The sequence below is a fragment of the Escherichia sp. E4930 genome, from assembly GCF_005845405.1.
Taxonomy (GTDB): Bacteria; Pseudomonadota; Gammaproteobacteria; order Enterobacterales; family Enterobacteriaceae; genus Escherichia.
In genome coordinates, this window is the sequence record NZ_VCDZ01000016.1 from 1 (window position 1) to 18,800 (window position 18,800).

Here is an 18,800-nt window from a genome sequence, read left to right on the forward strand (position 1 = left end):
TCTGGCTCTCCATTTGCCTGCTGCTGTTCCAGCTTGCGCGCTTTCGCACGGGCGGATAGCCGCTTCGACGGCAGCTTTACGCGGATCAATCTGTTTTTCTGGCTCTCCATTTGCCTGCTGCTGTTCCAGCTTGCGCGCTTTAGCACGGGCGATAGCGGCTTCGACGGCAGCTTTACGCGGATCGACCGGTTCTTCTGGCTCGGCATTAGCCTGTTGCTGTTCCAGCTTGCGTGCTTTGGCGCGAGCAATTACGGCTTCGTTAGCCTGTTGCAATTCAGCCTGTTTCGCTCTGGCTTGCGCTTTACGCGCTTCCCGGGCCGCAATAATCGCGCTGTTATCCGGGCGTTCGCCAGCTTTTATCACAATAGGTTGTGTGGCCTGGACCTGTTTTTCTTTTACGCGTGCCAGTGCGGCAGCAATCGCATCTTTGTCTTTGGCCGCAGGTTGAACCGCCGCGTTCTTGTGTCGTTCAAGACGCGCGGCTTTTTCACGTTCCAGACGTGCCTGACGAGCTTCAAAGCGTGCTTTTGCTTCGGCTGCGCGTTTTTCTTCCTGACGAATGGCGGCAATCTCGGCTTTTTCCTGACGGAAATATTGCACAAGAGGGATATTACTTGGGCAAACCCACGCACAGGCCCCGCATTCAATACAATCTGCAATGTTATGTGTGGTGGCTTTATCGTGCTGCTGACCTTTGCTGAACCAGTACAACTGTTGCGGCAGGAGATCTGCAGGGCAGGCATCAGCACAGGCGCTACAACGGATGCAGCTTTGTTCTTCCTGTGGTTCGCCAAGTTCATTGGCAGACGGTGCCAGTAAACAGTTGGTTATTTTTACGACCGGAACATCCAGCCACGGCAAGGTAAAGCCCATTAGCGGGCCGCCCATAATCACCATTGGATCGGCAGAAGGGCAGAATCCTGCATCGTTCAATAAATGACGGACCGGCGTACCCAGTCGTGCCCAGACGTTGCCGGGGCGTGCAATTGCTTCGCCAGTTAGCGTTACGACACGCTCGGTAATCGGCTCGCCATCAATAACGGCTCGTTTCACTGCGTAAGCCGTGCCGACGTTTTGCATTAACACGCCGATATCTGATGAACGACCGCCGTGTGGAACCTGCTTTCCGGTCAGGATGTAGGTTAACTGTTTGGCGCCGCCAGAGGGATATTTGGTCGGAATAACTCGCAGAGAAATATCGTGAGAATCCGCCAACACCGCACGCAGCATGGAAATTGCCTGCGGTTTGTTATCTTCAATGCCGATCAGAATTTCGCGTGGCTGTAGAATATGCGCAAGAATGCGAATACCTTCCACGACCTGGGCGGCGCAATCCTGCATCAAGCGGTCATCGGCGGTAATATACGGCTCGCATTCTGCGGCATTAATGATCAACGTTTCGATTTTATCGCCGCCGCCCTGCAATTTAACGCCAGTAGGGAAGCCAGCACCACCCAGTCCGGCGACGCCAAATTGATGAATGCGTTCGATTAATTCTTCCCGACTGCGTGAGCGGTAATCGGTCCAACCGTCACGTGGGATCCAGCAATCTTCGCCATCGGCGTCAATAATCACGCTTAATTCAGCTAAAGCTGAAGGATGAGCCGTAGAGTGGGGCGCAATAGCCGTAACGGTACCCGAGGTGGGCGCGTGAACCGGTAGCATTTTGCCGCGTCCACGGGTGAGTGGCTGTCCACGCAGTACCTTATCACCAACGTTAACGCACAGCTCGCCTTCAGCACCAATATGCTGTTTTAGTGGAATAACAAATCGCTGCGCCAGCGGAACCTGGCGCAGGGGAGTACCGTTGGACTGAGTTTTCATCTCCGGTGGATGAATGCCGCCATCGAAGTCCCAGATTTTATTTTTTTTGAAAGCAGAGAATAACTTAAGCATGGTGTTCCACGGGAATGATGCGCACGGGAATGGTGTTCAGATCCCATTTCCAGCTGTCTGGCGTTTCTGCAACCGGTTGTAAGGAGATGCAATGCGTTGGGCATGGGTCTACACACAGATTACAACCTGTGCACAGATCGCTCATGACGGTATGCATTGCTCGGGTAGCGCCGACAATGGCGTCCACCGGACACGCCTGAATACACTTAGTGCAGCCGATACAGTTATTTTCATCGATAACGGCTACCATACGCGCAGGCGTCAACTCTTGCGCTTCGCCATCCAGCGGCTGTGGTTCGACGTTGAGCAACTCGGCAATTTTCAGCATTACTGCTTCGCCACCAGGGGCGCAGCGGTTGATTTTTTCACCGTTGCAACTGATAGCCTCCGCATACGGGCGACAGCCAGGATAACCGCATTGACCACACTGGCTCTGCGGTAAAATTTCGTCAATTTTCTCAACGACCGGATCGTCTTCCACCGCAAAACGGCGGGAGGCATAACCCAGAATGGCGCCAAACGCCAGGCCCAGCAGGCTGATGGCGGCAACGGCAATCCAGATAGCATTCATTACAACTTCACCAAACCACTAAAGCCCATAAAGGCCAGAGACATAAGACCTGCGGTAATCAGCGCAATGGCATTACCACGAAAAGGTGCCGGGACATCAGCCACAGCCAGGCGCTCGCGGATGGCTGCGAAAAGCACCATCACCAACGAGAAGCCGACAGCTGCTGAAAAACCGTACAGCGCCGACTGCAAGAAATTATGCCCGAGATTAATATTCAGCAACGCGACACCAAGCACTGCACAGTTGGTGGTAATAAGCGGCAGAAAAATCCCCAGCAGACGATAAAGCACCGGGCTGGTTTTACGCACTACCATCTCGGTGAACTGCACGACAACAGCGATCACTAAAATAAACGCTAGCGTGCGCAGGTAAATCAGATTAAGTGGAATCAAGATCCACGTGTCGATAAGCCAGGCGCAAATTGACGCCAGCGTCATCACAAATGTTGTTGCCAGCCCCATCCCCATTGCAGTTTCCAGCTTTTTGGAAACGCCCATAAACGGACAGAGGCCCAGAAACTTAACCAGTACAAAGTTATTGACCAGTACAGTTCCGACAAACAGTAACAGGTAGTCAGTCATTTTTCGGCCTGAAATAAAAAAGCCGCCTATTATCCGTTAATCCAGAGCAGGCGACAACAGGTTAACTGTAAGGTTATTACGGATTCACAAACGTCGCTTTGACCCGCAACGAGCGTTTGAAATAGGGGACTATCAATGCGGTTGCCAGCAAAGTAAACAACAACTGGCGCACGGCTACGCCATCTGCAACTGGCGAAAAAGCGAAGGTTTTAACAGCCAGTAATACGGAGATCAGTAGCCAGATAATATAGTGTTTAGGAACACAACGCCGACGTTTAAAGAAAGCGATGGTCAACCACAAAGTGTAATACCACATGGCGATGGCGGTAATAAAAGAAACGCCCCATAAGATTTGCGTTGTCAGTGCTTGTTCGCCGATCGTTTTATATGTTTGAGGAGAAGATAACGCTGCGGTATACAGTAACAGCGTCAGCGTCGTACTCAATAGAGCGACTAACAGCCAGGCCAAAGGGCCAAGCAACCAGCCTCCAATACGTTGTGGCGTTGTGGTGGTCATAGGTTCTCCAGAATAGCGACAGCAAACAGGCAAATCTAATTTTAGGGGCGTTATTATAAGGTTTTTATTATCAATCGCTACTTTCTTTATTGGACATAATGCCAGACGGACTTCGGCACCTGGCCCAGGTCAAACAAACGCCCGCCAGACACCAGCTCTGCGCGGCGGTGATCGGCGGCGCGATACATGTTGATAAGGTCCTGATCGTCGGTCAGTGTGTAATTAAGATGATCGTAGAGTTTTTCCAGGCTTTCGAGTGAACTGATTTTGCGAAATTTTAATAAGTAGTCCTGAACAGTCATAAAAGGCCCATAAAATAATTAATACCAAAGTGGTAGGTATTATATGTAATGATAAAACTTCACCAAAAGTGAACGCTTATGTAATAACAATAATAAGAATGTGCTGATGGTAAATATTCAGGGATGAAATACTGTCCTGAAAAGAGTAACGCGCTTTACTATCCCTGCCAATCGCCGACAACACACCACAAGATAATAAATTCCTGGTTTAATACCCGACAAGTTAAAACATGCATCCGGACGGACTGCATGCTGTTCTGCAAGTGCAGGTATTACTTATGTTGTACTGGTGTACTCTGTTCTGGCGGCTGGTAGTTGTCAATGTGACTCGCCACGCCAAGGAGAATGACAGAAACGACAAGAACGATCCAACCTGTTAATTCAATAAGACGATTCATTACTGCCCACATCTATGTTGAGTGATCCATTAACTTCAGGGGGTAAATGTTACTTAGCAATAATTGCCCCAGCAAGATTTTTGCTGAGGTTTTTGCGATATTTAGCTTTTATCATTAGAAAATTCGCTATTTCTTTGACTTAAGTTAAATAACATCCCTTATTGCGGGCTGGTTATTAAACTGTTGAGAGAGGGTAAAGGATAGTGTCAAATAGCGATCGTACTTCTCTGAGAGGCAATGACATGAGCGACAACATCCGTGTTGGGTTGATTGGGTATGGTTATGCGAGCAAAACCTTCCATGCGCCCCTGATTGCGGGCACGCCCGGACTAGAACTGGCAGTAATTTCCAGCAGTGACGAAACAAAAGTAAAAGCCGACTGGCCAACAGTGACGGTTGTCTCTGAACCAAAGCATCTTTTTAATGATCCCAACATAGACTTGATTGTCATTCCCACACCAAATGATACCCATTTCCCGTTAGCCAAAGCGGCGCTTGAAGCGGGTAAACATGTGGTCGTCGACAAGCCTTTTACCGTGACACTGTCACAAGCTCGAGAACTGGATGCGTTGGCAAAAAGTCTGGGTCGCGTATTGTCGGTGTTTCATAATCGTCGCTGGGATAGCGATTTTTTGACACTAAAAGGTTTGCTCGCGGAAGGCTCGCTGGGTGAAGTTGCGTACTTTGAGTCTCATTTTGACCGCTTTCGGCCGCAGGTGCGCGATCGCTGGCGTGAACAGGGCGGCCCTGGCAGCGGTATCTGGTACGATTTGGCACCGCATTTGCTCGATCAAGCTATTACGCTTTTTGGCTTACCCGTCAGTATGACGGTGGATTTAGCACAGTTGCGCCCAGGGGCGCAGTCGACTGATTATTTCCACGCCATTTTGTCCTACCCACAGCGGCGGGTCATTTTACACGGCACCATGTTGGCGGCAGCTGAGTCAGCACGTTATATCGTGCATGGCTCCCGTGGCAGCTATGTTAAATACGGCCTCGATCCGCAGGAAGAGCGGTTGAAAAATGGTGAGCGTCTGCCGCAGGAAGACTGGGGCTACGATATGCGTGACGGTGTACTAACCCGTGTTGAAGGCGAGGAACGTGTTGAAGAAACGCTGTTGACCGTGCCGGGGAATTATCCGGCTTACTATGCTGCCATTCGTGATGCGTTGAATGGCGACGGTGAAAACCCGGTGCCAGCAAGTCAGGCCATTCAGGTAATGGAGTTGATTGAGCTGGGCATCGAATCCGCCAAACATCGCTCGACTTTGTGCCTTGCTTGAAAAGGGGATGGTGCAATTAGCACCATCCATTTTTGTTACTTCGCTGCGACTTTTTCTCGCAGTGCGCGTTTTTCCTCTGCGCTGAGGAAAGCCATTTCCAGACCATTAATCTGCGCCTGGCGGATTTGCTCGCGAGATAAACCTGCAGCGGGCGCGGCAACGGTATATTCGTGAATGATATCGACGCCCTGAACACCCGGGTCGTCGGTGTTAATACTGGCGCAGATACCATGCTCAAGGAACGTTTTCAGCGGATGTGTCGCCAGAGATGCCACGGTACTGGTCTGAATATTGGAGGTCAGGCAGGATTCTATGCCAATTTGTTGCTCGGCGAGGAAATCCATCAGCGCCCGATCTTCAATGGCTTTTACGCCATGCCCAATGCGTTCAGCTCCCAGCTCACGAATGGCTTGCCAGATACTTTCTGCCCCGGCAGCTTCGCCTGCATGGACGGTAATATGCCAGCCTGTATCACGCGCGTGGTTGAAGTGAGAGAGGAACAAACTCCCCGGAAAACCAAGTTCATCACCGGCTAAATCCAGTGCGGTAATCTGATCACGGTGGGCTAAAAATGCCTCCAGCTCTTGCTGGCAGGCAGCTTCGCCAAAGGTCCGGCTCATAATGCCGATAAGTTTCGCCTGCACACCAAAGGTGCGGCAACCTTCACGTACGCCGTCAATAACGGCTTCGACAACGCCCGCAACAGGCAACTGATGCGTCATTGCCATATAACCTGGCGAAAAACGCAGTTCGACATAGTGCAGACCGTTTCGGGCAGCATCTTCAATATTTTCAAACGCCACGCGACGGCATGCGTCGAGCGAGGCGAGAACTTTAACGCCCCAGTCAAGCTTAGTCAGAAAACTCACCAGATCGGGTTCGTTGGCAATGACCTGAACGTGTGGAATTAGCGTTTCCAGGGATTGTGCAGGTAGCGAGATATTATACTGGCGGCCAAGTTCAAGGATGGTCTGGGGACGAATGTTGCCATCAAGGTGGCGATGGATATCAGTTAATGGCAGGGTGGTATCAATCATGGTCGCACTCTTTTTCTGGATATAAAAGTGCGCACCATTATAAAAACAAAGCAGGGTAAAAATCTACGATTGCGCAACGATTATTTGCGTTGCGCAATCGCAATTAGCGTACAGCTCGGATGGCGTTAATTAATCCAGCGACACCTTTTTCCAGTTTAGAACGTGGGCATCCGGCATTGAGCCGAACAAAGCCACGGCCTTCTTCACCGTAGGTATATCCCGGCATGATTGCGACTTTTTCTTGTTCAATCAGGGCTTTTTGCAACGCGTTGTCATCAATGTTCAACGGACGTAAATCAAGCCATGCGAGATAAGTGGATTGGGGAATCTGCCAGTTGAGTTCAGGGAACGCGGCGTTCATCGTCTCTGCGATATACGTCAGGTTATCTTTCAGATAGACGCGTAAGGCATCAAGCCACGGTGCGCCTTGCTGATAGGCAGCGATATGAGCGGTTAACGCCAGTACCGCAGGGGAGGAAAGCCCATCACGGCCTTTCAGGGCCGATAAATACGCTTCACGGCAGTCGTTATTTTCAATAATCCCGTAAGCCCCGGTCAGAGCCGGAATATTGAAACTTTTCGAACCAGAAGTTAGTAGCGCCCAGTCGCCGCGAGCTACATTGCTCCAGGGAATATGCGGTTGCTCACCCCATACCATATCCATATGGATTTCATCGGAGATAACGCGCACACCATAGCGTTCGCACAGGTCAGCCATTGTTTCCAGTTCATCGCAAGTCCAGACTTTACCGGTAGGATTCTGAGGGCTACACAGGAGCATAATTTTACACTCCGGTTTCGCCAACACGGCTTCCAGTTTGCCCATATCGCAAAACCAGCCTTCAACCCGCTTCTCTAAAGCAACGGGCATCACGGTGCGCTGATTACCTTCAATGGCTTTGTAAAATGCGTCGTAGGCCGGGGTATGGATCACCACACCTTCACCGACAGCGGACCACTGACGAATCAGTTCCGACACCATATAGATAACAGAAGGGCCATATACCACCGACTGCGTTTCAATGGCGGTGTAATGCTGTGTGGAAAACCAGTGGGCGATAGCCGCGAGAAATTCATCGTTTTTCCAGCGACTGTAGCCAAACACGCCGTGCATCAGGCGCTGGTTCAGCGCCTCGATAATGCAGGGAGCGGTGGCAAAATCCATGTCTGAAATCGTGAACGGTAACAGGTCAGCAGTGCCGAAACGGTCAGCGACATAATCCCACTGTGTGCACCATGTGCCATGACGATCCACGACCTTCGAAAAATCGAACATATCTTATCCTTATGCCTGAACAGTGCGCATCAGACCGGCCATTTCATCTTTGACTGACTGAACTTGCGGCCCGATAACAACCTGCAGGTTATGTTGATTAAGTTGTACTACGCCAATTGCCCGATTGTCCTTCAGTGCCTGCACATTAACAAGGGACATATCTTTCACTGACAAACGCAGACGAGTAATGCAGTTATCGAGGCTGACAATATTATCGGCACCGCCTAAGGCTTCGAGGATTGCCGGAACGTTGTAACCTGATTTACCTGGCGTACCGGCAACGGCTTTTTCGATTGAGCTGGCAATTTCGCTATCGCGGCCAGGGGTTTTCAAATTGAAGCGGGTAATAGCGAAACGGAAGATGACGTAGTAAACAACAAACCAGATTGCCGCCACCACTGGCACCATGTACCACTTGGTTGACAGGCCATGCAGAATACCGAACACCACAAAGTCGATGATATTGCCGTCGGTATTACCGATGGTGACACCGAGCACAGACATGACGGTGAAGCCGAGGCCGGTTAACAGCGCGTGGATGACGTACAGAACTGGCGCTACGAACAGGAACAGGAATTCCAGTGGTTCGGTAGTGCCGCCAACGACACAGGCGATCAGGCCAGAAATCAGCAGGCCTTTAATTTTATGGCGATTTTCCGGGCGCGCACAGTGATACATCGCTAACGCTGCACCTGGCAGACCACCGAGGAATGCAGGCATTTTGCCCTGCGAGAGGAAGCGCGTGGCGCTTTCAGAGAAACCGTGAGTGGTCGGGCAACTCAATTGCGCCTGGAAGATGGTTAGTGCGCCGCTGACGGTTTGACCGCAGACTTCCTGCGTGCCGCCTGCGTCGGTAAAGCGAATTAATGCCACCAGAATGTGATGCAGACCAAATGGTAGCAGCAGACGCTCACCCGTACCAAACAGCATAGGTCCGAAATCACCCGCGCTGTTAATCATATGGCCTAATCCACTAATGCCCATGGCGAAGATCGGCCAGACCAATGGAATCACCAGACCGACAAGGCCCATCACCAGCGAGGAGATGATTGGCACGAAGCGCGTACCGCCGAAGAACGCCAGCGCATCTGGCAGGCGGATATTATGGAAACGTTCATGTAACATCCAGACGATAATACCGGCGATCACCGCACCGAGGATCCCGGTGTCGAACGACTGGATCCCAAGAATGCTTTGGATGTTATTGGCTTTCAGCACGGCAGCATCGGTGGTCGGCAGAATGCCTTTATTGGTCAACCAGAAGTTCACCGCCAGGTTCATCACTGCGTAACCAACAAAACCAGCGAACGCCGCGACGCCTTTGTTTTCGCGCGCCAGACCCAGCGGGATGGCGATACAGAACATTACTGGCAGGAAACTAAACGCGAACGAACCAACCTTGCTCATCCAGGTAAAGATGGCCTGCAACACAGGGTTACCCAATGCCGGGATCAGTGTGATGACATCGTGGCTACTAAGGGAACTGCCAATCCCCAACATAATGCCGCAGAACGACAGTAATGCGACAGGTAACATAAAGGTTTTGCCTAACTGCTGGAAGAATTCCCACAGCGTGACTTTCGGTGCTGCTTTCGCCGTCATAAAACGACTCCTCGTAGAGAACAATCTGGATTCAATAAATTGCGCGAGAAGATAAAACGTTTTATCAAATTTTAGTGAGGCATAAATCACATTACGCAACGATAATAGCGGGTATAAGATAAATAAAAGGTAAAACGTTTTATCTGTCACATAATCAGGGAGTAGGTCATCTGCATGGCTACCGCCAAAAAAATCACCATTCATGATGTTGCGCTCGCTGCGGGCGTGTCGGTCAGTACCGTTTCGCTGGTGCTTAGTGGCAAAGGGCGAATCTCTACCGCCACAGGAGAACGTGTTAACGCCGCCATTGAAGAACTGGGGTTTGTGCGCAATCGCCAGGCGTCGGCACTACGCGGCGGGCAGAGTGGTGTGGTTGGCTTAATTGTGCGTGACTTGTCTGCGCCGTTTTACGCTGAATTAACAGCCGGGCTGACGGAGGCACTGGAAGCGCAGGGGCGAATGGTTTTTTTGCTCCACGGCGGTAAAGACGGTGAGCAACTGACCCAGCGCTTTTCACTGCTACTGAACCAGGGCGTCGATGGCGTCGTCATTGCCGGTGCGGCAGGGAGCAGTGATGACCTGCGGCGCATGGCAGAAGAAAAAGGTATCCCGGTGATTTTCGCTTCCCGCGCCAGCTATCTTGATGATGTTGATACTGTTCGCCCGGATAACATGCAGGCAGCGCAGTTATTGACGGAGCATCTCATTCGCAATGGACACCAGCGTATTGCCTGGCTGGGAGGGCAAAGTTCCTCTTTAACCCGTGCGGAACGAGTGGGTGGCTATTGCGCGACACTATTGAAATTCAGCCTGCCGTTTCACAGTGATTGGGTACTGGAGTGTGCCTCGAGTCAGAAGCAAGCTGCGGAAGCCATTACGGCGCTTTTGCGCCATAACCCGACCATCAGCGCCGTGGTTTGTTACAACGAAACTATTGCGATGGGGGCATGGTTTGGTTTGCTGAAAGCAGGGCGGCAAAGTGGCGAAAGTGGCGTCGATCGTTACTTTGAACAACAGGTTTCACTGGCGGCATTTACCGATGCGACGCCAACTGCACTTGATGATATACCCGTTACCTGGGCCAGCACGCCTGCGCGGGAACTTGGTACGACACTTGCGGATCGCATGATGCAAAAAATCACTCATGAAGAGACGCATTCACGTAATCTTATTATTCCTGCCCGGCTCATTGCGGCGAAATAAACCTCTCTTTATCTGCTATACCTGGTAGTGTCCTTTCCTCAAAGTTAATGATAAAAAATGTGGCACACAGGCGGTGCCTTTTATTTTTACTGAAGTTCACAGGAGGTTTATGTGTTTAATTCTGACAACCTGAGACTCGACGGAAAATGCGCCATCATCACAGGAGCGGGTGCAGGTATTGGTAAAGAAATCGCCATTACATTCGCGACAGCTGGCGCATCTGTGGTGGTCAGTGATATTAACGCCGATGCAGCTAATCATGTTGTAGATGAAATTCAACAGTTGGGTGGGCAGGCATTTGCCTGGCGCTGTGATATTACTTCCGAACAGGAGTTATCTGCTCTGGCAGGCTTTGCCATCAGTAAGCTGGGCAAAGTTGATATTCTGGTTAACAATGCTGGTGGTGGTGGTCCTAAACCGTTTGATATGCCAATGGCGGATTTCCGCCGCGCTTATGAGCTGAATGTGTTTTCTTTTTTTCATCTGTCACAACTCATAGCGCCTGAAATGGAAAAAAATGGCGGAGGCGTTATTTTGACCATCACATCTATGGCGGCAGAAAATAAAAATAAAAACATGACCTCCTATGCGTCATCTAAAGCTGCGGCCAGCCATCTGGTCAGGAATATGGCGTTTGACCTGGGTGAAAAAAATATTCGGGTGAATGGCATAGCGCCTGGGGCAATATTAACTGATGCCCTGAAATCCGTTATTACACCAGAAATTGAACAGAAAATGTTGCAGCACACGCCAATCAGGCGTCTGGGCCAACCGCAAGATATTGCCAACGCGGCGCTATTCCTCTGTTCACCAGCTGCCAGCTGGATAAGCGGGCAAATACTCACCGTCTCCGGCGGTGGTGTACAGGAACTGAATTAATACGCTAACAGGTCGGTAAACAACCGAGTGAGTGTTGTTTACCGACACCGCGTGTAGAGTAGGGAAAACCTCCGCCAGATAACTGGTAGCCAAATTCCGCCTGCTGGTTGACCAATTGTCGTGCAAATAGTAAACGAAACGGGTGTACCTTCGCACAATTCAACTGCAATGATAGGCGCTCACCGGACAACGCGGTAAACTAGTTATTCATGCTAACTATATTGGTTTAACGATGGATAACATGCAAACTGAAGCACAACCGACACGGACCCGGATCCTCAATGCTGCCAGAGAGATTTTTTCAGAAAATGGATTTCACAGTGCCTCAATGAAAGCCATCTGTAAATCCTGCGCTATCAGTCCCGGGACGCTTTATCACCACTTCATTTCGAAAGAAGCCTTGATTCAGGCGATTATTCTCCAGGACCAGGAGAGGGCGTTGGCCCGCTTCCGGGAACCGATTGAAGGGATCCATTTCGTTGACTATATGGTCGAGTCGATAGTCTCTCTCACCCATGAAGCCTTTGGACAACGAGCGCTGGTGGTCGAAATTATGGCAGAAGGGATGCGCAATCCACAGGTTGCCACCATGCTTAAGAATAAACATCTGACCATCACGGAATGTATTGCCCAGCGCATGAGGGATGCCCAGCAAAAAGGCGAGATAAGCCCTGACATTAACACGGCAATGACCTCTCGTTTACTGCTGGATCTGACCTATGGCGTGCTGGCCGATATCGAAGCGGAAGACTTGGCGCGAGAAGCGTTATTTGCCCAGGGGCTGCGCGCGATGATTGGCGGTATCTTGACCGCATCCTGATCCTCACTTTCCGCGGGCAGGTTAAGAGAGGGCCCGCGTTCAATGTCTCAACACGGCTGAACAAAAAACGTTCTCCCCTGGTCGAAAAATCCCACTAAAACATTCGTCGAAACCATATGTCATGGGAATTTATCGCTTTATAAGCAGTCGAACGAGCGTTCGATTGCTTATTTTGTGTCTTCTGTCAACGCTGTTTTAAAGATTAATGCGATCCATATCACGCTGTGGGTATTGCAGTTTTTGGTTTTTTGATCGCGGTGTCAGTTCTTTTTATTTCCATTTCTCTTCCATGGGTTTCTCACAGATAACTGTGTGCAACACAGAATTGGTTAACTAATCAGATTAAAGGTTGACCAGTATTTTTATCTTAATGAGGAGTCCCTTATGTTACGTCCTGTAGAAACCCCAACTCGTGAAATCAAAAAACTCGACGGCCTGTGGGCATTCAGCCTGGATCGGGAAAACTGCGGAATCTCTCAGCGTTGGTGGGAAAGCGCGTTACAAGAAAGCCGGGCAATTGCAGTGCCGGGCAGTTTTAACGATCAGTTCGCCGATGCAGATATTCGTAATTATGTGGGCAACGTCTGGTATCAGCGCGAAGTCTTTATACCGAAAGGTTGGACGGGGCAGCGTATCGTCCTGCGTTTCGATGCGGTCACTCATTACGGCAAAGTGTGGGTAAATAATCAGGAAGTGATGGAGCATCAGGGCGGCTATACGCCGTTTGAAGCCGATGTCACGCCGTATGTTATTGCCGGGAAAAGTGTACGTATTACCGTTTGTGTGAACAACGAACTGAACTGGCAGACTATCCCGCCGGGAATGGTGATTACCGACGAAAACGGCAAGAAAAAGCAGTCTTACTTCCATGATTTCTTTAACTACGCCGGGATCCATCGCAGCGTAATGCTCTACAGCACACCGAACACCTGGGTGGGCGATATCACCGTGGTGACGCATGTCGCGCAAGACTGTAACCACGCGTCTATTGACTGGCAGGTGGTGGCAAATGGTGATGTCAGCGTTGAACTGCGTGATGCGGATCAACAGGTTGTTGCGACTGGACAAGGCAACAGCGGGACTTTGCAAGTGGTGAATCCGCACCTCTGGCAACCGGGTGAAGGTTATCTCTATGAACTGTGCGTCACAGCCAAAAGCCAGACAGAGTGTGATATCTACCCGCTGCGCGTCGGCATCCGGTCAGTGGCAGTGAAGGGCGAACAGTTCCTGATCAACCACAAACCGTTCTACTTCACTGGTTTTGGTCGTCATGAAGATGCGGATTTACGTGGTAAAGGATTCGATAACGTGCTGATGGTGCACGATCACGCATTGATGGACTGGATTGGTGCCAACTCTTACCGTACCTCGCATTACCCTTACGCTGAAGAGATGCTCGACTGGGCTGATGAAAATGGCATCGTGGTGATTGATGAAACTGCTGCCGTCGGCTTTAACCTCTCTTTAGGCATTGGATTTGAAGCGGGTAACAAGCCAAAAGAACTCTACAGCGAAGAGGCTGTCAACGGGGAAACTCAGCAGGCGCACTTACAGGCGATTAAAGAACTGATTGCGCGTGACAAAAACCACCCCAGCGTGGTGATGTGGAGCATTGCCAACGAACCGGATACTCGCCCGCAAGGTGCACGGGAATATTTCGCACCACTGGCAGAGGCAACGCGTAAACTGGACCCGACGCGACCGATCACCTGCGTCAATGTAATGTTCTGCGACGCTCACACCGATACCATCAGCGATCTCTTTGATGTGCTGTGCCTGAATCGTTATTACGGTTGGTATGTCCAAAGCGGCGATTTGGAAACGGCAGAGAAGGTACTGGAAAAAGAACTGCTTGCCTGGCAAGAGAAACTGCATCAGCCGATTATCATCACCGAATACGGCGTAGATACGTTAGCGGGTCTGCACTCGATGTACACCGACATGTGGAGTGAAGAGTATCAGTGTGCATGGCTGGATATGTATCACCGCGTCTTTGATCGCGTCAGCGCCGTCGTCGGTGAACAGGTATGGAACTTCGCTGATTTTGCGACCTCGCAGGGCATTATGCGCGTTGGAGGCAACAAGAAAGGGATCTTCACTCGCGACCGCAAACCGAAATCGGCGGCTTTCCTGCTGCAAAAACGCTGGACTGGCATGAACTTCGGTGAAAAACCGCAGCAGGGAGGCAAACAATGAATCAACAACTCTCCTGGCGCACCATCGTCGGCTACAGCCTCGGTGACGTCGCCAATAACTTCGCCTTCGCAATGGGGGCGCTCTTCTTGTTGAGTTACTACACCGACGTCGCAGGCGTCGGTGCCGCTGCGGCGGGCACCATGCTGTTACTGGTGCGGGTATTCGATGCCTTCGCCGACGTCCTCGCCGGACGAGTGGTGGACAGTGTTAATACCCGCTGGGGAAAATTCCGCCCGTTTTTACTCTTCGGTACTGCGCCGTTAATGATCTTCAGCGTGCTGGTATTCTGGGTGCCGACCGACTGGAGCCATAGCAGCAAAGTTGTATATGCATATTTGACCTACATGGGCCTCGGGCTTTGCTACAGCCTGGTGAATATTCCTTATGGTTCACTTGCTACCGCGATGACCCAACAGCCACAATCCCGCGCCCGTCTGGGCGCGGCTCGCGGGATTGCCGCTTCATTGACCTTTGTCTGCCTGGCATTTCTGATAGGACCGAGCATTAAGAACTCCAGCCCGGAGGAGATGGTGTCGGTATACCATTTCTGGACGATTGTGCTGGCGATTGCCGGAATGCTGCTTTACTTCATCTGCTTCAAATCGACGCGTGAAAATGTGGTGCGTATTGTGGCGCAGCCTTCGTTGAAGATCAGTCTGCAAACGCTGAAACGAAATCGCCCGCTGTTTATGTTGTGCATTGGGGCGCTGTGTGTGCTGATCTCGACCTTCGCGGTCAGTGCCTCATCGTTATTTTACGTACGCTACGTTTTGAATGATGCAGGATTGTTCACGGTGTTAGTGCTGGTACAGAACCTGGTCGGTACAGTGGCGTCGGCACCGCTGGTACCGGGGATGGTCGCCAGGATCGGTAAAAAGAATACCTTCCTGATTGGCGCGCTGCTGGGGACTTGTGGTTACCTGCTGTTCTTCTGGGTATCCGTCTGGTCGCTGCCGGTGGCACTGGTTGCGTTAGCCATTGCCTCAATTGGTCAGGGCGTTACCATGACGGTGATGTGGGCGCTGGAAGCCGATACCGTAGAATATGGTGAATACCTGACTGGTGTGCGGATTGAAGGACTTACCTATTCACTATTCTCATTTACGCGCAAATGCGGCCAGGCAATAGGAGGATCAATTCCCGCCTTTATTTTGGGATTAAGCGGATATATTGCCAATCAGGTGCAAACACCGGAAGTTATTATGGGGATCCGCACATCAATTGCCTTAGTACCCTGCGGGTTTATGCTACTGGCATTTATAATAATCTGGTTTTATCCGCTCACGGATAAAAAATTCAAAGAAATCGTAGTTGAAATTGATAATCGCAAACAAATGCAGCAGCAATTAATCAGCGATATCACTAATTAATATTCCATAAAAATAATCAGAACATCAAAGGTGCAACTATGAGAAAAATAGTGGCCATGGCCGTTATTTGCCTGACGGCTGCCTCTGGCCTTACCACCGCTTACGCTGCACAACTGGCTGACGATGAAGCGGGACTACGCATCAGACTGAAAAATGAATTACGCAGGGCTGACAAACCTAGTGCTGGCGCGGGAAGAGACATTTACGCGTGGGTACAGGGAGGATTACTTGATTTTAATAGTGGCTATTATTCTAATATTATTGGTGTCGAAGGCGGGGCGTATTATGTTTATAAATTAGGTGCTCGTGCTGATATGAGTACCCGCTGGTATCTTGATGGTGATAAAAGTTTTGGCTTTGCCCTGGGGGCAGTAAAAATAAAACCCAGTGAAAATAGCCTGCTTAAATTAGGTCGCTTCGGAACAGATTATAGTTATGGCAGCTTACCTTATCGTATTCCGTTAATTGCTGGTAGTTCGCAACGGACATTGCCGACTGTTTCCGAAGGAGCATTAGGTTACTGGGCGTTAACGCCAAATATTGAATTGTGGGGAATGTGGCGTTCACGAGTATTTTTATGGACCGATTCAACAACCGGTATTCGTGATGAAGGGGTTTATAACAGCCAGACGGGAAAATACGATAAACATCGCTCACGTTCTTTTTTAGCCGCCAGTTGGCATGATGATACCAGTCGCTATTCTCTGGGAGCATCGGTACAGAAAGATGTTTCCAACCAGATACAAAGTATTCTCGAGAAAAGCATACCGCTCGACCCGAATTATACGTTGAAAGGGGAGTTGCTCGGCTTTTATGCGCAACTCGAAGGCCTAAGTCGTAATACCAGCCAGCCCAATGAAACGGCGTTGGTTAGTGGACAATTGACCTGGAGCGCGCCGTGGGGAAGCGTATTTGGCAGTGGTGGTTATTTGCGCCATGCAATGAATGGAGCCGTAGTGGACACCGACATTGGCTATCCCTTTTCATTAAGTCTTGATCGTAACCGCGAAGGAATGCAGTCCTGGCAATTGGGCGTCAATTATCGTTTAACCCCGCAATTTACGCTGACATTTGCACCGATTGTGACCCGCGGCTATGAATCCAGTAAACGAGACGTGCGGATTGAAGGCGCGGGTATCTTAGGTGGCGTGAACTATCGGGTTAGCGAAGGGCCGCTACAAGGGATGAATTTCTTTCTTGCTGCCGATAAAGGGCGGGAAAAGCGCGATGGCAGTGCGCTGGGCGATCGCCTGAATTACTGGGATGTGAAAATGAGCATTCAGTATGACTTTATGCTGAAGTGAGAAAAAACGCCGGAGTGAAAATTCTCCGGCGTTTTGGCCGTGAATTACTGCTGCGGAATTGCCGGTACAGCCGGAACGTTAAGAGCTGGCATCGCAAACATGCCAACAAAATCTTCTAACGACATTTTCTGTCCGTTTAACGTGATCTGACCGTTAGCATATTGCAGGCTGGTGGTGATGGTGTTGTCCTGCAAGGTGGTCAGACGGAACATCTGCCCCATTGCTGATGCACCTTCAACTTGCTGTTTCGCCAGTTTTTTCGCTTGATCTTCCTGATATCCTTCCAGCTTCGCTACCTGAGTCATCAGCTCAGTTGCCATATCCACCGGAATGGTCAGTTTCGCATCCAGAGATTTGACCGAGCGGTCCACTACCTGTGCCAGCGTTTGCGGCGCTTCTTTAGTCGTTGCCGGATCTTTCAGGAACAGCGACAGATTCAGCGCACTTTCACCCTGACTGTTTTTCCAGCTCAATGGTGCGATAGTAATCACCGGATCGCCTTTCAACATCAGCGGCAGGGCGCTAAAGAAGGCTTCCGTCACTTTCTCCTGATAAAGTTCAGGATTGTTGGCAATTTCTGGCTGTGCCAGCAGCGCCTGAGTTTGCGCGTTATATTGCTGGCTAAACTGATGCCAGGCCTCGCCATCAATCTGGCCGACTTTTAAGGTCAGCTTGCCACTGCCCAGATCCTGATTCTGTACCTTCAGGCTGTTTAGCGAGTAATCCAGTTGGCTATTGATCGTTTTACCATCATTGACCAGATCCGATTTACCGCTGATCTCCATGCCTTCCAGCAGTGCCAGTTCTTTGCCTTCCACTGAAATGGTCATTTTTTCCAGCGACAGTTTTTGGTTACCTACGCGCTCACCAAAACTTGCCAGCGTGCTGGAACCGTCAGTTTTCAGATTATTAAAGGTCAACTGTACTTTCTGGTTATACTCATTAACCGCATCCACCCGACCACTTTGCGCCTCCCCGGAAAGGGAGATAGCTTTGCCGTCTCTGTCTGCATTTAACTGGAACTCGCCGCCGCTAAAGGCGACCTTTTCATCCTTTTGCTCGTAATTCAGTGGCTTGAGTGAAATATCGGAACTGGAATCACCGCTGTAACCAATGCGGGAGTTAATCTCAAAAGGCGTTTCACCTTTTGCCATATCAAACAGTGGTTTGCTTACTTCGTTATTGACCAGCGCGGTTTGAATTGATGCCATCGACGGAATCAGGTTCAGTTTTTTAAGCTGGGCAAGGGGGAAGGGACCATGATCAACCGATTCGTTGAAGATGACGCTCTGACCGCTTTTAATCCACGGATTTTCTTTCCCGGCAATGGGTTTCACCACCAGTTGCAACTGGCTGCTGAATACGCCGCGATGATAGTTTTGATAACTTACTTCCAGGTTGGATTCAGGAGCTGTCAGTTTGAGTTGCGCGTTTGCCTGCGCGACCATGTCTTCGAGATGGGTTTCAATCTTCTTGCCTGTGTACCATGCGCCGCCTGTCCAGACTACGCCGAGCGCAACAATGACGCCTACCGCTACCAGCGATTTATTCATAATGATTATCCA

At 50.3% G+C, this 18,800-nt stretch carries 16 protein-coding genes and 1 pseudogene; 7 read left to right on the forward strand and 10 right to left on the reverse strand.

All coding sequences use genetic code 11. From position 1 onward, the window contains the following. The 6 genes and pseudogenes from rsxC to blr form a co-directional block, all read right to left on the reverse strand. Window positions 1-1,896 (reverse strand): annotated as a pseudogene (gene rsxC, locus FFT88_RS17425) (electron transport complex subunit RsxC); the annotation flags it as partial. Further along, window positions 1,889-2,467: an electron transport complex subunit RsxB gene (gene rsxB / locus FFT88_RS17430; RefSeq protein ID WP_130209361.1), complete on the reverse strand. Its 579-nt coding sequence runs from the start codon at window positions 2,465-2,467 to the stop codon at window positions 1,889-1,891. The gene rsxB and the pseudogene rsxC, both read right to left, overlap by 8 nt. Continuing rightward, a complete protein-coding gene (rsxA, locus tag FFT88_RS17435; protein WP_000133193.1) occupies window positions 2,467-3,048 on the reverse strand; it encodes an electron transport complex subunit RsxA in 582 nt (193 codons plus the stop codon). Before rsxA ends, rsxB begins: the two co-directional genes overlap by 1 nt. 76 nt (window positions 3,049-3,124) lie before the next feature. Next, complete coding sequence (locus FFT88_RS17440) at window positions 3,125-3,565, reverse strand: DUF2569 domain-containing protein (RefSeq protein ID WP_130209359.1); 441 nt, start codon at window positions 3,563-3,565, stop codon at window positions 3,125-3,127. 86 nt (window positions 3,566-3,651) lie between these two features. Then, the gene (ydgT, locus tag FFT88_RS17445) at window positions 3,652-3,867 is read right to left on the reverse strand and encodes a transcription modulator YdgT (protein WP_064530017.1); all 216 of its coding nucleotides are present in this window, start codon (window positions 3,865-3,867) and stop codon (window positions 3,652-3,654) included. Window positions 3,868-4,139: 272 nt separating this feature from the next. Beyond that, window positions 4,140-4,265 (reverse strand): division septum protein Blr, encoded by a 126-nt coding sequence (blr, locus tag FFT88_RS17450; RefSeq protein WP_032147885.1) that lies wholly within the window; start codon window positions 4,263-4,265, stop codon window positions 4,140-4,142. A 242-nt stretch (window positions 4,266-4,507) separates the two neighbouring features. On the opposite strand from blr, the gene FFT88_RS17455 reads away from it, so the two are divergent. Then, a complete protein-coding gene (locus FFT88_RS17455) occupies window positions 4,508-5,548 on the forward strand; it encodes an oxidoreductase (RefSeq protein ID WP_064530016.1) in 1,041 nt (346 codons plus the stop codon). A gap of 35 nt (window positions 5,549-5,583) precedes the next feature. On the opposite strand, the gene add is transcribed toward FFT88_RS17455, so the two are convergent. The 3 genes from add to malX form a co-directional block, all read right to left on the reverse strand. Further along, window positions 5,584-6,585, reverse strand: a complete 1,002-nt coding sequence (add, locus tag FFT88_RS17460) for an adenosine deaminase (RefSeq protein ID WP_135405868.1) — start codon at window positions 6,583-6,585, stop codon at window positions 5,584-5,586. 103 nt (window positions 6,586-6,688) lie between these two features. Next, window positions 6,689-7,861, reverse strand: coding sequence for a bifunctional maltose regulon transcriptional repressor/cystathionine beta-lyase MalY (gene malY, locus FFT88_RS17465; protein WP_135405869.1), 1,173 nt, complete (start codon window positions 7,859-7,861; stop codon window positions 6,689-6,691). A gap of 9 nt (window positions 7,862-7,870) precedes the next feature. Continuing rightward, complete coding sequence (gene malX / locus FFT88_RS17470) at window positions 7,871-9,463, reverse strand: PTS maltose transporter subunit IICB (RefSeq protein WP_130209351.1); 1,593 nt, start codon at window positions 9,461-9,463, stop codon at window positions 7,871-7,873. Between the two features lie 174 nt (window positions 9,464-9,637). Here malX and malI point away from each other — a divergent pair, with 174 nt between their 5' ends. From malI to uidC, 6 genes are all read left to right on the forward strand, one after another. Then, window positions 9,638-10,666 (forward strand): mal regulon transcriptional regulator MalI, encoded by a 1,029-nt coding sequence (malI, locus tag FFT88_RS17475; RefSeq protein WP_130219033.1) that lies wholly within the window; start codon window positions 9,638-9,640, stop codon window positions 10,664-10,666. Window positions 10,667-10,777: 111 nt separating this feature from the next. After that, window positions 10,778-11,545 (forward strand): 7-alpha-hydroxysteroid dehydrogenase, encoded by a 768-nt coding sequence (hdhA, locus tag FFT88_RS17480; protein WP_130219035.1) that lies wholly within the window; start codon window positions 10,778-10,780, stop codon window positions 11,543-11,545. A gap of 232 nt (window positions 11,546-11,777) precedes the next feature. Then, window positions 11,778-12,365 (forward strand): DNA-binding transcriptional regulator UidR, encoded by a 588-nt coding sequence (gene uidR, locus FFT88_RS17485; RefSeq protein ID WP_130209345.1) that lies wholly within the window; start codon window positions 11,778-11,780, stop codon window positions 12,363-12,365. A gap of 384 nt (window positions 12,366-12,749) precedes the next feature. Beyond that, a complete protein-coding gene (gene uidA, locus FFT88_RS17490) occupies window positions 12,750-14,561 on the forward strand; it encodes a beta-glucuronidase (protein WP_135405870.1) in 1,812 nt (603 codons plus the stop codon). Further along, window positions 14,558-15,931: a glucuronide transporter gene (uidB, locus tag FFT88_RS17495; protein WP_135405871.1), complete on the forward strand. Its 1,374-nt coding sequence runs from the start codon at window positions 14,558-14,560 to the stop codon at window positions 15,929-15,931. Before uidA ends, uidB begins: the two co-directional genes overlap by 4 nt. 38 nt (window positions 15,932-15,969) lie before the next feature. Then, on the forward strand, window positions 15,970-17,235 hold the full coding sequence (uidC, locus tag FFT88_RS17500) for a glucuronide uptake porin UidC (RefSeq protein ID WP_135405872.1): 1,266 nt from the start codon (window positions 15,970-15,972) through the stop codon (window positions 17,233-17,235). Window positions 17,236-17,279: 44 nt separating this feature from the next. Here uidC and FFT88_RS17505 read toward each other — a convergent pair whose 3' ends face one another. Then, window positions 17,280-18,788: a YdgA family protein gene (locus FFT88_RS17505; RefSeq protein WP_135405873.1), complete on the reverse strand. Its 1,509-nt coding sequence runs from the start codon at window positions 18,786-18,788 to the stop codon at window positions 17,280-17,282. Between the last annotated feature and the right edge of the window lie 12 nt (window positions 18,789-18,800).

Bases quoted from the DNA above. Each gene is read 5' to 3' on its own strand.
- FFT88_RS17505 (WP_135405873.1), bottom strand. From the start codon at position 18,788: ATGAATAAATCGCTGGTAGCGGTAGGCGTCATTGTTGCGCTCGGCGTA.
- malI (WP_130219033.1), top strand. From the start codon at position 9,638: ATGGCTACCGCCAAAAAAATCACCATTCATGATGTTGCGCTCGCTGCG.
- malY (WP_135405869.1), bottom strand. From the start codon at position 7,861: ATGTTCGATTTTTCGAAGGTCGTGGATCGTCATGGCACATGGTGCACA.
- FFT88_RS17440 (WP_130209359.1), bottom strand. From the start codon at position 3,565: ATGACCACCACAACGCCACAACGTATTGGAGGCTGGTTGCTTGGCCCT.
- uidC (WP_135405872.1), top strand. From the start codon at position 15,970: ATGAGAAAAATAGTGGCCATGGCCGTTATTTGCCTGACGGCTGCCTCT.
- add (WP_135405868.1), bottom strand. From the start codon at position 6,585: ATGATTGATACCACCCTGCCATTAACTGATATCCATCGCCACCTTGAT.
- rsxB (WP_130209361.1), bottom strand. From the start codon at position 2,467: ATGAATGCTATCTGGATTGCCGTTGCCGCCATCAGCCTGCTGGGCCTG.
- ydgT (WP_064530017.1), bottom strand. From the start codon at position 3,867: ATGACTGTTCAGGACTACTTATTAAAATTTCGCAAAATCAGTTCACTC.
- rsxA (WP_000133193.1), bottom strand. From the start codon at position 3,048: ATGACTGACTACCTGTTACTGTTTGTCGGAACTGTACTGGTCAATAAC.
- blr (WP_032147885.1), bottom strand. From the start codon at position 4,265: ATGAATCGTCTTATTGAATTAACAGGTTGGATCGTTCTTGTCGTTTCT.
- malX (WP_130209351.1), bottom strand. From the start codon at position 9,463: ATGACGGCGAAAGCAGCACCGAAAGTCACGCTGTGGGAATTCTTCCAG.
- uidB (WP_135405871.1), top strand. From the start codon at position 14,558: ATGAATCAACAACTCTCCTGGCGCACCATCGTCGGCTACAGCCTCGGT.
- uidA (WP_135405870.1), top strand. From the start codon at position 12,750: ATGTTACGTCCTGTAGAAACCCCAACTCGTGAAATCAAAAAACTCGAC.
- FFT88_RS17455 (WP_064530016.1), top strand. From the start codon at position 4,508: ATGAGCGACAACATCCGTGTTGGGTTGATTGGGTATGGTTATGCGAGC.
- uidR (WP_130209345.1), top strand. From the start codon at position 11,778: ATGGATAACATGCAAACTGAAGCACAACCGACACGGACCCGGATCCTC.